Annotated in this window: 15 protein-coding genes and 1 pseudogene; all 16 read right to left on the bottom strand. The window is 62.9% G+C overall.

Annotation, left to right across the window (positions count from 1 at the left end; translation table 11 throughout):
- Positions 1-61: 61 nt before the first annotated feature.
- Positions 62-352 (bottom strand): LysM peptidoglycan-binding domain-containing protein, encoded by a 291-nt coding sequence (locus tag HP555_RS03075; RefSeq protein ID WP_199263734.1) that lies wholly within the window; start codon positions 350-352, stop codon positions 62-64.
- Positions 349-819 (bottom strand): CIS tube protein, encoded by a 471-nt coding sequence (locus HP555_RS03070; RefSeq protein ID WP_199263733.1) that lies wholly within the window; start codon positions 817-819, stop codon positions 349-351. Before HP555_RS03070 ends, HP555_RS03075 begins: the two co-directional genes overlap by 4 nt.
- Positions 820-822: 3 nt before the next feature.
- A complete protein-coding gene (locus HP555_RS03065; protein WP_199263732.1) occupies positions 823-1,134 on the bottom strand; it encodes a DUF7768 domain-containing protein in 312 nt (103 codons plus the stop codon).
- Positions 1,135-3,578: 2,444 nt separating this feature from the next.
- A pseudogene (locus tag HP555_RS14340) lies at positions 3,579-4,592 on the bottom strand (phage tail tape measure protein); the annotation flags it as partial.
- A 329-nt stretch (positions 4,593-4,921) separates the two neighbouring features.
- Positions 4,922-5,599, bottom strand: coding sequence for a T4 family baseplate hub assembly chaperone (locus HP555_RS03055; protein WP_199263730.1), 678 nt, complete (start codon positions 5,597-5,599; stop codon positions 4,922-4,924).
- A 15-nt stretch (positions 5,600-5,614) separates the two neighbouring features.
- The gene (locus HP555_RS03050; protein WP_232005682.1) at positions 5,615-6,061 is read right to left on the bottom strand and encodes a phage tail protein; all 447 of its coding nucleotides are present in this window, start codon (positions 6,059-6,061) and stop codon (positions 5,615-5,617) included.
- A gap of 30 nt (positions 6,062-6,091) precedes the next feature.
- Positions 6,092-7,621, bottom strand: a complete 1,530-nt coding sequence (locus HP555_RS03045; RefSeq protein ID WP_199263729.1) for a phage tail sheath C-terminal domain-containing protein — start codon at positions 7,619-7,621, stop codon at positions 6,092-6,094.
- A 2-nt stretch (positions 7,622-7,623) separates the two neighbouring features.
- Positions 7,624-7,881, bottom strand: a complete 258-nt coding sequence (locus HP555_RS03040; RefSeq protein ID WP_022661709.1) for a hypothetical protein — start codon at positions 7,879-7,881, stop codon at positions 7,624-7,626.
- Positions 7,882-7,893: 12 nt separating this feature from the next.
- A complete protein-coding gene (locus tag HP555_RS03035; protein ID WP_199263728.1) occupies positions 7,894-8,442 on the bottom strand; it encodes a hypothetical protein in 549 nt (182 codons plus the stop codon).
- Positions 8,443-8,501: 59 nt separating this feature from the next.
- The gene (locus tag HP555_RS03030; RefSeq protein ID WP_199263727.1) at positions 8,502-8,987 is read right to left on the bottom strand and encodes a phage virion morphogenesis protein; all 486 of its coding nucleotides are present in this window, start codon (positions 8,985-8,987) and stop codon (positions 8,502-8,504) included.
- Positions 8,977-9,336 (bottom strand): hypothetical protein, encoded by a 360-nt coding sequence (locus HP555_RS03025; RefSeq protein ID WP_028577515.1) that lies wholly within the window; start codon positions 9,334-9,336, stop codon positions 8,977-8,979. The genes HP555_RS03030 and HP555_RS03025 overlap by 11 nt, the downstream gene beginning before the upstream one ends.
- Positions 9,323-9,787 carry a hypothetical protein gene (locus HP555_RS03020; protein ID WP_199263726.1) on the bottom strand — a complete coding sequence of 155 codons (465 nt, stop codon included), beginning with the start codon at positions 9,785-9,787 and terminating at the stop codon, positions 9,323-9,325. Before HP555_RS03020 ends, HP555_RS03025 begins: the two co-directional genes overlap by 14 nt.
- Positions 9,774-10,133: a hypothetical protein gene (locus tag HP555_RS03015; protein ID WP_192905213.1), complete on the bottom strand. Its 360-nt coding sequence runs from the start codon at positions 10,131-10,133 to the stop codon at positions 9,774-9,776. The genes HP555_RS03020 and HP555_RS03015 overlap by 14 nt, the downstream gene beginning before the upstream one ends.
- 18 nt (positions 10,134-10,151) lie before the next feature.
- Positions 10,152-11,015, bottom strand: a complete 864-nt coding sequence (locus tag HP555_RS03010; protein ID WP_199263725.1) for an HK97-fold major capsid protein — start codon at positions 11,013-11,015, stop codon at positions 10,152-10,154.
- A gap of 18 nt (positions 11,016-11,033) precedes the next feature.
- Positions 11,034-11,396, bottom strand: a complete 363-nt coding sequence (locus HP555_RS03005; protein ID WP_013219066.1) for a hypothetical protein — start codon at positions 11,394-11,396, stop codon at positions 11,034-11,036.
- Between the two features lie 12 nt (positions 11,397-11,408).
- Entirely contained in the window at positions 11,409-13,805 is a 2,397-nt protein-coding gene (locus HP555_RS03000; RefSeq protein WP_199263724.1) for a DNA adenine methylase, read from the bottom strand.
- Between the last annotated feature and the right edge of the window lie 71 nt (positions 13,806-13,876).

Raw genomic sequence — 13,876 nt, 5'->3', positions numbered from 1 at the left:
TCTCCGGCGGTTCGCAGTTCCCTGCTTACTTACCGGAAGGCATGGCGAGGTGTCGGACGCTTCAGTCGAGCAGGCGCATCTGGACGTGTTCGCGAGAAGGAATGCGCAGGGCCAGGCCGGGCTCGAGCGCCAACGGGAAAAAGAGGTCGTTGTAATCACAGATGATCCACCAGAGTCTGGCGTCACCCAGATAGCGGTACGCCAGCAGATCCAGACGGTCGCCCTCGATGACGGTGTGCAGGCGGTCGTCGTGTCTGGGGGTGGTGTCGATGCGCTGGCGCATGCCGAGGGAGGTGCCGTCGCTGTCCCGGTAGAGAATGCTGCGGGCGTAGCGGGAATCACGGCCGATCATGAACGTACCTCCGACCAGTTGATGGAACGGTCCACATATTCCTCGAGGACGATGTCCACCTCGGCCCGTTGCGGCAGCAGGCTGTCCCGGTCGAACAGGCCGAAGAACCGCGCCTTCACCTGCCGGACGATGCAGGTCACGCCGGGGTAGAGATCGCCGAAGATGAGCAGTACGCGGTGCGGTGCGTTCTTGAGCATGGTTCCGGCGTGTTCCGGATATTGCAGCGAGCGGAGCCAGTCGACCTTCTGTTTGACCGGCCCCTTGAACAGCTCGACCTTGAAGGCGATCCGGCGCGGTTCCCCAGCGACGTACTGGTAGCGCGGATGGCTCATGCCAGGAATTTTGATCGTCGCGTAGTCGGTCGACTTCTCGTCGCTGATGGAGTTGGGGTTGTACTGGAATTCGAGCCGCTCCCCCGTGTCGGCGTCCACCAGATATCCCTTGATGGGCTGTTGATCCCAGGCCATTTCTTACACCTCGGCGATCTCGATGATCGGCTTGCCCAGTTGTCCGGCCCGGTCCAGTTCCCGCCGCATGCCGCTGGAAATGCCGTTGCCGGTGAACGCCCATACCTCGTCGCAACATTCCATGTAGGCCAGGCCGCAGGCGATGCCCGTCTCCCGCTGCTCGGGAACGCTGTCGTCGGTGAAGGTCGGATACAGCAGATGCGGCGCGAACGGCGCGTGACCGTTTCTCATGACCCGACGGCAAAGCGCCTCGGCGACCTTCACGTTTCGGGCTATGTCACCCGCGAACGGGCTGCAGACAAAGATGCGTTTCATCGGTCCTCTCAAAGTGTTTCGTAGTTTCTGATCTTCCGCTCCCGAAGATCCTTGTAGACGGCCTCGGCCACCTTCCGGCCATCGATGTTGGTGGTCACGCTCAGTTCCACCGGTCGGTCGGCCAGGCCATCGAGGCGCGAGAGCAGCGATTCCAGCAGTTCGCGCACTCCCGGACCGGCTTCCTCTCCGCGCTGGGGTGTCGCTGGAGCGGTGCGGGCCGGAGAAATCAACCGTTCGGAGGGCACCGTCTCGGCGAGTCCCGATTGCAGGGGCTTCGCTATCGGAGTCGGTGCGGCCGTCTTGGGCCGTTCAATCCCGGCCGGAGCCAGAGAAGCACTTCCGATTTCCGGTGCCGGTTCCACCGCAAACGGCTGGATGTAGCTCTTACTTACCGGCTCGACGGCCGCCGCGACGGTCTGCACGGTGCCGTTCATCGGTTGTGGGGGTGGCGCGGCCGTGGACATGACCGGCTGGAGCATCAGCATGGCGCTCAAGGCCTTGGGCACCAGGCGTTCGTCCAGACGCGGCACCAGACTGAGCACGCTTTCGATGATGCGTTGTCCAATCGATTCGGCGGGCTGCGCGGCCTTGAACGGTTGCTTCTGTTCGGCCACCTGCGGAATCGGAGTCTGTACTCCCAGCATGGCGCGAGCGGAGGAGAACAAACCGTTGGCGATCCCGGCGCTGCGATCCTTGATCGCCTGAATGCCCGCGCTCGCGCCGCTGGAAAGCCTCTGCCAGAGGGTTTGCCCCTCGGCACCGGCGTTGGTAAAGATTCGACCGACAGCGCCGGGCACGGCCGATAGCGTGTCAACGATCCGGTCGCGGACAGTGACGGCTCCCGTGGCCAGCGCATCCCAGGCATTGACCTGGGGCGGCGTGATTGCCAGCTCAGGCGTGTCGCCAAACAGGGATTGTTTGAGACCGCCGAAGATGGCACCGGCCTTGGCCGCGACGCTTTGAGCCCCGGAGGTCAGACCGTCCCAGAGTTTTCCGGCCATGCGGAAGGGAGCTGAGGCGGCGTCCATGAGGTTTCCGCCCGCCGATTTGATCTGCTGCCAGGCTCCCGCAGCGGCCGAGAGAATCCCGCGAGCGGCGAAGCCGAACACTTTCGCGGGCAGCGACTGGGTAAGGCTCATGCCGTCGGCGAGGGTCTTGAGCAGTGCGGACCCGGAGGCGGTCAGGCTGGCGAGCGGTCCCTCGCGGGCATCGGAGAACGGCAGCAGATTGCGCAGCTTGCCCAGGGCGTTCTTGAGCATGGTGAAGGGATAGGTCACCGCCGACCAGATCCCTTCGCCAAGGGTGATCAGCAGCTTTTTGCCCGCCTCGAAGAAGGTGGTGTCCCCGGCGAAGAAGGAGCGCACGGTGGCAAACAGCTCCCGCAGGGTGCTGATGATCGGCAGATTCAGAATCGCCTGGCCGATCTGTCCGGCGGCGTCGGCTACCAGGCGTCCGATGGAGGTGAAGATGCCGGAAATGAAATTCCAGACCCCGACCACCACATCCCGCGCCCAGCGGAACGGGGTGGCAAGAAAATCGTAGACCGCGCCGCCAATGGCCTTGAGCCCGTCCAGCAGGGAGATGTCGCCGGTCAGTACTTGCCAGACCGCATAGATGATCTTCCCGGCGGCCACGAATGCCTCGCCGATCATGCGCACGGGCAACAGGAACTTGTAGATGAACTTGGCCGCTCCGACCAGTGACCCGACGATGGCCTTGCCGACCCAGACCACGCTGCGCACCACCACCGCCAGGGCTCGGACGATGAGCGACAGGTTCCAGGCCACAATCTTCAGCGCGAACGCCAACCCCTGCAGAAGCACACCGGCGACGGTGCCGATAACCGTGCCGAAGGTACGCCAGGACGACCCGTCGGTGGCGCTGGCGGCCACGCCGAAGATTTCCACCACTGAAAAGACCGCGCTGGCCAGTGCCGCATAGGCGCTCATCAGGGTGCGGACGGTTGGTTCGAGGATGGCGCGGATGCGGCCAAAGGCATGGGAGAACGCGCCCCACAATCCGGCCAGGGCCTCACGAACGCGGTAATAGGCTTTGAAGACGGTGACCACGAAGCCCAGCAGTCCGGCGGATTCGAGCTTCTGGGCCAGTTCGGACGACATCTGCCCGACGCCGCCGCTGAGCGAACCCACCAGCTCTCTGATCCCCTGGAAGACCAGCGAGACCTTGTTCCAGGCCCCGGTGATGATCTCCTGAATGCCGCCGAAGTTGGTTTCCCAGGCGCGTTTGAGCAGATACACCGAGAGGATCACGCCCGCGATGATCGCGGTGACGGGCAAAAAATAGGTCGCGACCGCCGAACCCACCCCGGCCAGCGCGGCGCTGATGGCCACGAACCCGGCCTTGATGGCGGGAAGCATGAGTCCCACCATGCCCACGGCGGCGGTGACGGCTCCGGCCACGACCAGAATGGTGCCGAGGGCCATGGACAGCCCCAGTACCACTCGGGTCACGCCCGGCATCGATTTGGCCATGCGTTGCAGGAATAGAATGAAGCGGGAGACGCCGTTGATCACCGGCGTGACCACCGGCAGCAGAGTGCGGCCCAGGATTTCGCTGAGGTTGGCCATCTGCTGGCGCAGAAGCAGGAACCGGGCTCCGATGTCCTGGTTCATGGCGTCGGCCATCTGTTCGGTGACCGCCGTGCCTGTCTTCATGGCCCGGCCTACCGACTGGATATTGCCTTCGAGGCTCTCCATGCCCGCCGACATCTGCAGCAGGAACTTGACCGCCTCGTCGGAGCCGAAGGCCTTCTTCAGCTTCACCTGGGCGGCGGCGTTGGAGAGGTCGGGGAACTGGCGCTTGATCTCTTGCAGGATAGGAACCACGCCCTTGAGGCGGCCGCTGGTGTCGGTGAAGGACAGCCCCAGCTCGTCCCCGGCCTCGGCCGCCTTCATGATGAACGCCTTGTACAGCGTGCCCGCCTCGGAGCCGGGCATGGTGGTCTGGAGCTGGCCGAGCACGGCGAGCTGTTCGTTCAGGGGAATGTTGCTCGCCGCCGCCACCGCGCCGATGTTCTTGATGGCGTCGGCCATCTGGGTGCCATTGGTCTTGAACGAGGCCACGGTCTGCGCCATGGCTCCGGAAAAGGCGGTCGCCCATTCCATGTCGTTCATGTCGGCCATGATGGGCTTGAAGATCCCGTAGGCCGTGGTGAAGGTGCCGACCATCTCCTGGGTGGTGGCCTTGGTCGCCTTGGCGGTCATGGCGGCCATGGAGGTGAAGACGCCCACCGCCTCGTCGCTGAGGTTGGACAGGGCCGATTTCACGTCGTAGGTGGCGGTGATGAAGGCGGCCTTGTCGGCACCGGACCATTGGTTGGTGAAGGATTCGGCGGCGTCCTCGATGGCACGGAGATCCTGCACGCCCAAGGACGCCAGCTCTCCCAGGGCCTTCTGGGTCGCGGCGGTGGAGGCGACCAAGGCGGCGGGCACTGCCATCAGGGCCAGCCCCGCCCCCAGCATCATGGTGCCTTGCTGGATACGGTCCAGGTTGCGGGTCATCCGCTCGCTGGCATCAGCCACGGTGGAATCGAGGTCCATCATGGAGCCACGGATGCGCTGCGCGTTCTGCGAGAACGCATCCTTCATCGATACCACTATGCCCAGTCCGAGATCGCCGTTCATCTATCGCCGTTCCGTTTGCTCACGTTCAAAATCAAGCTGCCGCTCGAGGGCCTCGACGAACTGACGCCGGACCCTGAGCGGCAGCGAGCGGGTTTCCGACCAGCCCCAGTGCAGTCCGCCGTAAGCGAGAAAAAATGCGTCGCTTACAAGCGAACTCCGGGGAACAAAAAAGCCGGTTCGGCCTCCAGACGGGTGCGGATCTTGGTGCCGCAGCCATCGCATTCGGTTTCGACCGAGGTGTCGATTCCCGCGTCGACCCGCGACATCTCCTGCCGCAGCGCGTTGCGGTCGCGCATCGACATTTCCGCCAGGCTCTTCTTGGAAGGGGCCTTGCCGTCGATGTCGAGAATGCGGATCAGCATGGCCGAGGAGATGTTGGGCTCGCGCAGGCTGGCCAGGCGTTTTTCCTTATGGCCGTCGAGATATCCGAAGCGGACGGTTTTCTTCGAGCCGGGCAGCTTGAAGGCGAACTCCCGCTCTTCGCCGTAGGGGGTGACCTTGAGATCCTCGAGATTGACGGTCACGAAGTTGGTCATGCGGCAGGCGCTGTTCGGGCAGCTCAGCTCCAGTTCAACCTCGTCCCCGAGGGAAATCTGGCGCAGGCGGACCAGGGCGAACAACCGGTCACCCGAGAGCAGGTTCATCACCTCGGAAAGATCGGGATCGGTCTTCTCGCCCAGTCGGACGAAACAGTTGCGGAGTACCTGGTTGATCGCCTCTCCGGAGCGGATCAGGCGCTGGTTGGTGAGCAGTTCTTCCTCGGTCCCGGTCATTTCCCGGAGCTCGAGTTCAGTGCCGCTTGGCAGTTCAAAGCTGTACATGGTCGATCCTCCGGTTTAGGTCCAGTATTGGAAGCAGATGGTGAGCTTCTCAATGGTGTTCTCGGTGTTGCCGCCCTCGAGCTCGTCGTATTCGAGCGCCTTCACCCAGGCCCCGTGCAGGGTCCAGCGGCGGGTCTCGTTGCCGGTGCGGTCGTAGCGGACAACATCGATGTCGCGCATGTAGTCGGCCGGAAGACCGCCGGTGACGGCGTTCACGTCCACCTGTTTCTTGATCCATTCGCGGGCAGCCTCGTCGGAGCCGTCCTGCAGTGCGCCTTTCTCGAGGGTGATGTCCTCGAACTTGACCCGCCCAGCCACCTTCTGGTCGAACATCGAACCGGCCGGGGCGAAGGCCACTTCCTCGAATTCGGTTTTGGGCTCCTGTCCCTTGTGGAACAGGGCCACGTCGAAGCCGTTTACCTCGATGGCGAACTGCCAGTTCTGATAAAGGCTTTTGGGCATATTTCCGCTTCTCATAGCCGTGTTCTCCCGTTAGATGATTTCTTTGAAGTCCGCGCCGGTGCTGGTCAGGATGAAGTTCAGCTCGATGAACTCCGCCGTCTTGGTCGGCTTGACGAACACGCGGGCCACCATTTCGTTGCGGTCGATGACCGCCGGGGTGTTGGTCTCCTCGTCGCACTGGAAGGCGAAGTCGTAGAGGCCACCCTTGTCCTTGATGTCCTGAAGGAAGGGATTGATCAGGCGGCCGAGGGCACGCCAGGTCTGGGGATGGTTCGGTTCGAACACCACGAAGCGGGAGGATTCCGAGATGGCTTCCTCCATGTACATCATCAGGCGGCGGACGTTGATGCGGTCCACGGCCGATGGCTGGCTCTGCAGTGTCTTCTGCCCCCAGATGTTGATGCCGGTGTCGGGGAACACGGCGATGACGTTGACCCCTTCCGGATAGAGCACATCGCGCTCGCCACGGCTGGTCTTGTAGGCCAGGGAGAGCGTGTTGAAGATGCGGCCCCGGTCGATACCGGCGGGCGCGTTCCAGACGTTGGTCTTCTGGTCGCTGCGGGCGATGCAGCCCGCCACCGCGCCGCAGGGCGGCACCAGCTTCTTGCGCGAGTTGACCGGATCGCTGATCTCCAGCCAGGGGTAGTAGAGCGCCGCATAGGAGGAGTTGAAGGCCGCGTGGCTGTACATCCCTTGTCCCTTGCGGAAGTCGACCGCTTCGAGCGGCTCCAGATGCATGGGCGTGTCGGCGATGAACAGCAGATCCTTGCGCCCTTCGGCATAGGCGATTCCGGCGTTGATCACCGGCACCGTCGTGACGCCGGGAACCATCAGCAGGTTCAGGGCGTCGATCTCGTCAAAGCCATAGATGCCTGTATGCTGCGAGGGATCGCCGATGAAATCGGCATCGGCCAGGTCGGTCAGCCCGTTGTCACCGCCGGTGAGTGTGAACACGCCCAATGCCGGACGGTCGCCGGGCGCTCCCGTTGCGGAGGCCAGATCCTGGACCAGGATGAAATCCGAACGGTCGTTGATCGCCAGCTCCACATGGTTGGGCAGCGTCTCGTCCATGCTCAGATCCTTGAACACCTCGACCACATCGCCTTTATGCCGGACCACCAGGTTGAAATGGTTGGCCGGGTCGAGCGAGCCATCCTCAATGGAGACGGAGAGCCGGTCCCCCCAGACGCCTTCGTTCACGGCCTCGATCCGCAGGGCGTCGGCGGGCGTCGCCTCCCGGTTCTGCAGCACGATGGAAGATTTGAGCGCCGTCAGGGTGTCCCGGTCGGTGGGATCGGTGAGATGGGCGATGCGGGTGACATAGAGGACCGAGCCGCCGTTGTCGAAAAACGCCCGGGCGGCGTAGGCCAGATAGCTCTCGTTGATATAGGAGCCGAAACGGTTGATGAACTGCTCCCAGCTCGTCACCAGCACGGGCTTGTTGATCGGACCTTTCTCGGCCACCCCGACCATGGCGGCCGACGAGGTTGAGATCTGCTTTACATAGAAACTGAAGTCCGTTTCCCGGGTGTAAATCCCGGGCGATAGATAGGTCGGCATGGTTATTTCCTCCGCTTGCTGGTGGTCTTGGCCTCATCGGTTCCGGCGTCATCGGTCGCCGTGGGCTTTTCCGGCTCCGGTTCCGCGCCGCCGGTCAGGTCGGTGATGCGCACCAGGCCGCGTTTTCCGGCTGTCTTGATCTCGGCGGAGAGGTCCTTGCGGGCGATGCTCTTGCGTTCTCGCGGCCCGAGGTGGAGGGTTCCCTGGCCGGAGAGGTTGAACGTCAGGGGTTGAAACTGCAGGTTTCTGATCTCGATCACGGTTGTTCTCCTTTACGGTTGAATGGTTCGTTGCTCTGTCACGTCGCCGTGAAACTGGAAGGTCCGATCCCGGATCAGCCGACCGTCGCGCAGGTCGCCGTCGTACACCGGGCAGGATTCGATGCGGATGCGTCCGGAGCTCTGCCGGAGATTGGAGAGGTTCACCCGGGTCAGACCGCCCAGAGGAACCAGTTCGGTGAGGTTCAGGCTGCCCTGGTCGGCGATGGCGATCTCCGGGTGAAGCTGGAGGAACCGCGATACCGACTCATGAAACCCGAGCAGTTCGGCCTCCCGGTCCACGGTCACCACCAGGTCGAAATCGAGGTGATAGAGCCGGGGAAACCGGCACTCCTCGAAACTCAGCTCCGCGACATTCTTCTCGAACAGGCGGCTCTGGCTGCGGCGGAAACGGTCTTCCGCCAGCTTCGGCCCCTGGAGGATGACGCTGGGGGTACGCTGGACCTCGAACAGGTCATCCGGGAACACCAGCACGGTGTCCGGGTGGATGGCCTGCTTGGCCAGGCGGATCAGTGTTTCTGTGACGGTCTGTATCGTGCTCAAAGGACGCCTCCGTTTTCTGCCTGGTTACTTACCGGAAGCGCTGGCGATGTGTCGGAGGATCAAAGCGCGGAGCGGATCGCCTCGCGATAGTTCTGGAGGATCTGTTCGCGGTACTTCTCCATCACCGGATGCAGAAAGGGTCTTGCGGGGATGATGATGGTCGCGCCGTTCGGATGGTTGATGGTGGCCCCGTACTCCATGACGGCACCGATGTTCACCATGTCTTCCCCGTCCTTGTTGACGGTGCCGCGCAGCAGGCCGACGAACGCCTTGTCGGCCATGATCTTCTGGGTGATGGCGTTGACGAGAAAGCCGGTGTCGATGAGCGCCTTGCTTGAGCCTTTGCGCAGGGTAGTGCTCTCGGCGAGTTTTACGAAGGCCTGTCCGCCCGGGGCCTGGGAGCGAATCCCCCGCTGGATCTCGCGCACCAGAAAAAGGGCGTTGCGGATCGTGGCCTGACGCAGGGCCGTGGCCAGGCGTGGCCCCATGCCGGTGGTCAGCTTGGCGCGGGCCTTGTCCCAGTCACCGGTCCGCCTAACGCCCATTGAGCTTCACCAGTTGCAGGTTCTTATGAGTGACGGTGCCGAAGAAGTGTTCTTCTTCCACACTCTGTATGCGATAGGTTTCCCTGTCTGCGGCCAGGCGGTCTTCACCCCGGACATCGGCATCCGGAAGGACACAGGCAAGCGCGTCGATCTTGCCGCTCAGCTCCTCCGGTGGGGTTTCGTTCAGTTCGAGGGGGATGACGGAGATTTCCGTGTATTCGGCATCGTCGGTGCCGTAGAGCCGCTCGCCGGGAACCACGCGCAGGATGCGTGCGGTCTGGCCCGAGGAGAGGATCAGCCGGGCGACATCGGCCACGGCTTCGGCGCGTTCCCGGTCATTCAACAACATCGAGATCGATCCCTTGTTCGTAGATGACCGGAGTGAGGCCGCTCGGGGTCAGGATGTAGGCTTCCTGGTCGAGCTGGGTGGCCGGACGCAGCTCGGTGAGCCGCTGGCGGTAGTCGGCGAGCAGATCGGCCTCGAGCTTGGCCCAGTGGCCGGGCTGGCCGGTTTTGTCCACCCGCTTGTCGCCGCTGGAAAAGGAGAAGGCGTTGGCGGTGGCCGAACGCATGACCTGGCAGGCGTGGATCTGCGCCATGATCACCAGGAGCTCGCGGACCTCGCCGGTGGGATCGGGGGTGATCTCTCCGGCCGTGACCGTCAGCGATTGGTCGAGGTCGCGGCTCACCCGGAAAACGGCTTTCCGGACGCATCTCTCCAGAGTCTGGTCCTCGAAGAGAGATGCGCCCGGATCGGACAGGTCGAGCCGCAGGTCGGCGATCAGGTCACTCAGCAGCACCTTGCAGGCCCTCCAGACGGCTCTTGAGCGCGTCGATCACCGTGCGGCGTTTTTCGGTTTCCATGTAGCCTTTGAGGGTCTCCGGATTGGCCTCCTCATTGACCCTGGAGATGGCGTCGGTGGCGGAGAGTTTGCTCAGGTCCACCGGTTCCGCGTCCTGGTCGGGCTCTGGAGGGGCGAGCGGTTCCTGCTTCGGTTTGTCGGCCATGGCCAGGCGGCCGTTCTTGAGCGCCGCCTGGATCTGCTTGGTGAGGCGTTCCACCTCGACCACCTGGCCGGGCTTGAGTTTCAACCCGGCGTCGGGGATCACCAGAACGCCGGGACGGATGTTCTTGATTCGATTCATCTCACGTCACCTCCCGGATTACGGAACCAGTTTGACCTTGGCCATGATGTCGGAGCGGGTAATGCCCTGACCGATCTCGGACCACACCAGCCAGCCGGTCTTGAAGCGGGTCTTCTGGTCGATGGACTCCGTCTTCAGGTTTTCGCGCACCGGCATCTTCCCGACCTCTTCATCCGGGACGATGATGATCTCGTCCAGTGGCATGGAGGCGGTCAGCAGAATGCCGCCGGTGCCGTAGTTCTTGATGACACCCTTCTGGCGCAGCTCGAGCTTGGTCTGGGGATCGAGGTTCCAGCCGCGCATGTCGTTGAACCGGCGGCCGCGCATGACGATGTACTTCACCGACAGCTCCAGGTCCTCGATGATCGAGATGGCCTCGTTCAGTGCATCCTCGGTGAGCAAATCGCCGGTGACCTCGATGGTGTTGGCCGCCGGGATGGCCGAGGAGAGCACCGAGATGGTGCGGCGGTCCATCTCCTTACGGATGGCGTCGGCGGCGCTGGTCTGGATGTCCATCAGCGTGCCGATGTTGCCGTTCTTGAGGACGGAAACGTCCACCATCGGGTTGGAGTGGATGCGGTTGGTGGGGAACTCGACCTCGTCCTTGCCCACCTCCTGCTCCTGGGCGTCGCCGTCCTTGCTGATCCAGTGGGCCTTGACGGTCGGTTTCTTCTGGTAGACCGGACGTTCGCCCTTGGGCAGCGTGTGCTTGGTGAGCAGCAGCGAGGAGATCTCCTTGCGCTTGATCTCCTGTTCGATGGGCGCGGCAATGGCGGCGGCAAGCGCCCGCATGCCTTCGGGCGACTCGAGAGCCTCGCTCATGAGCCGCGCCATGGTTTCCATGTATTCCTGGGAATGGATCTTCAACTGATTGGTTTTCATGTGCGTTGGCTCCTTGGGTTAGACGAGCAGGCGGAATTTGAGGACGCCGCTCTGTACGGAAATGGCGTGGGCAACGACGTGCTCTCCGGCCGCGACGCCGTTGGTCAGGCGACCGCCCGCTGAAACTTTCAGGTCGTCTCCGGCGACGACGGTCCCTTCGAAGGCGTCGGTCTCGTAGACGCCGCCGTCACAGTAGATGCCGGGCATTTCGCCACCGGCGTAGTCCTTGATCAGGATGCCGAAGGAGCGCTTGGTGGGATCGGTGTTGACGGCGAACAGGTCGTCGCCGACCACGCGGACCACCTGGCCGAGCTGGCCGTCGCCCTGGATGTGACCGTCGCCATAGGCGAGGCTGCGGTGACACGGATTGATGAATGACATGGTGTTTCCTCCTTATGCGTTGATTTGCGAGTGTTCGGGAGAGTCCTCGCCGACACGGTTGCGGTAAGCGGCCATGAATCCGTCGCGCAGACGGTCTTCGAGCGACACCTTGCGGTCGTCCACATCGTGGGGCCTGACACCGGCGTCGCTGCGCAGCGGGGTTTCCGTCGATGCCTTGGCGGCGGGCTTGCCGCCCTGGTCGCTGTCGGCGGGTTTCTCTTCCTTGTCCTTGTCCGCTTTTGCCGACTTGGGCAGGCGCTCGTAAGCGGCCTCGGTGGCGGCTAAGGCTTCGTCGGACAGTTCGGCCAGGCGTTTCAGCTCGGCTTCCCGGTCCTCATCGGAAGCGAAGGAGAGCCCTTGCTTCTCCAGCCGGGTGAGCAGCTTCTTCGCCCGGGAGCGGCAGGCGGCAGCCTTTTGTTCGGCTTCCAGTTCCTGGACGCGTTTCTGCAGCTCGGCGACCTGGGCCTTGAGCTGCCGGTTTTCCTTTTCCAGGTCGGTAACGCGGGCAGGATCGCCTTCCTGCTGGGCGGGTTTCTTCTTGGCCGCTTCGACGGCCGGGTCATCGGTGGGTTTGGTTTTGTCTTCCATCGTGGAATCTCCTTCGGGTTGGGATTGGTCGGGCTGGCTCTGAAGGGACGCCACCTGCAGAATCCTGGCGTTCTCGTCCGCGCCTTTGCGGTCGAGCAGTCCCAGTCCGGTGAAAGTGACGCCGTGCAGAATCTCGAAAACGGGTTGGCCGTTGAAATCACGGCCCTTGAATTTGCGCAGGTGGGTGCAGTAGTCGGCCTTGTTCTGGAAGCGCTTGTGGCAGACCGAGCATTCGCCTTCCTGGTAGTCGCACTCCATGGAGACCTGGGAGATGATCCCGCGCTTCATCAGCTTGTAGGCCAGCCGGGCGGCCGGGGTGTCGTGGACGTACAGCTCGCCGACGCATTCCACGCGGCCCCCGTTGTCGTCCTCCAGGTAGTCGGCGGCGACGATGCCACCAACGATGTCGTTGAACTCCTGCGAATGCTGCAGATCGACCTTCTTGTTCACGGCCGTCATGTGCCGACCGGACAACTCCTCGGCGGTGAAGTGGTCGCCGTTCTTGTTGGTGCCGGTGCGGCAGAGCACGAAGCTGAACTGGGGGTCGCCCGCCGAGCCGACATCCATGGCCTCGGTCGTGAGGCGTTCGCCTTCGCCCAGCCGGATGTCCACGGGGATGCTGGTGTGGAAGTTCGCGGCGGCGGCCATCGGAACGGGTTTCTCCTCCCGCTCGGCGCTGGCCTTGGCCCCGGGAGCGCAGACGAACAGACGCTCCTTGGCGTTGGAAGCCTCGCCGTGCTTGGAAGTGATGGCGTAGTGGTGATCCTTGGACTTCATCCGGCTCTGCTTGCCAAAGGAGCCGATGATCCGCTTCATCTCCTGCTCGTTGGGATAGGCGTGATCGCGGTAGGAGATCAGCCAGTGCTGGATGTGCTTGGCGTTGCCGAGAAAGGTCTGGAAAAACTCGCTGGCGTTGGCCTTGGTGACGGTCTTGTGATCGGTCTCGTAGTACTTGACCTTGGTGTCGGCCTTGATTTCGAGGCCTTCCCAATAGGTCATGAGCCCCTCCACGAAGTGGTAGGCCCGCTCATAATTGGTGGTCGAAAATTCGGTGGCGTAGGGCGGATCGAAATAGGCCAGATCCGCCTTGGCTTTCGGCAGCAGGTCGTTGATGTCCTGCCGGTATGCCTTGTTCTCCTTGTCGTTGTCGAAGACCAGGGCGTTGATGCGCTGCAGGTTCTTGCGCAAACGATCCTTGAACTCGTCGGGAGTGTCCTGGCGGCGGCCATAATCGGTGGACGACGAGAAGTGGCCGAAGCCACCCTTGCCGCTCATGCAGGTTTTGCCGAGGCCGAACAGGGCGATGTCTTTTTTGAACCCGGAGAGCTTGTCGCAGTTGGCGCGGATGGTGTCGATCAGCGCATGGACGCCCTTGGCGAAGAAGATGCCCTTGAAGTTGTCCTGAACGAAGCTGCCCGCCTTGGCGTTGTCGGCCAGGAGCGCCTCGATCTCGTCCTCGCTCAGGCGAACCGAGTTGTTCTCGATGATCGCCTTGGCGGCATGGTGGCAGTAGCGGAGCCGGTCGTTGGCGATGACCTGGAGGCCCTTGGTCTTGTACATGTAGGCCACGACCGCAGACCCCGAAAAGGCATCCAGCACCGTGCCAACGCCTTCCGGGGTATGCTTCCAGATCCAGTCGACGAGCTTCTGCTTACTGCCGATGTAGTTGGTGATGTACTTGGGGCGCTTCTCGGGAGGGAGCTCTTCAGGAGCGGACTGTTCGGCGGCCTCGGACCCGAGCGCATCGGGATCGAGAGTCAGCGCCGCATCGGCCTCCAGTAGAAACGCCAGCCTTTCCAGGTCTGTGGCGAACAGTTCCATCAACGTCTCCGGTCAGTTTGCTGTGCTCTCCGCGACCTGCGGGGAGCGTTCAGCGGTTACTTACCGGAAGC

This window comes from Desulfobulbus oligotrophicus (genome assembly GCF_016446285.1).
Lineage (GTDB): Bacteria > Desulfobacterota > Desulfobulbia > Desulfobulbales > Desulfobulbaceae > Desulfobulbus > Desulfobulbus oligotrophicus.
The sequence above is the reverse complement of the archived record's forward strand: the minus strand, read 5'-3'. Positions and strand labels throughout refer to the sequence as shown.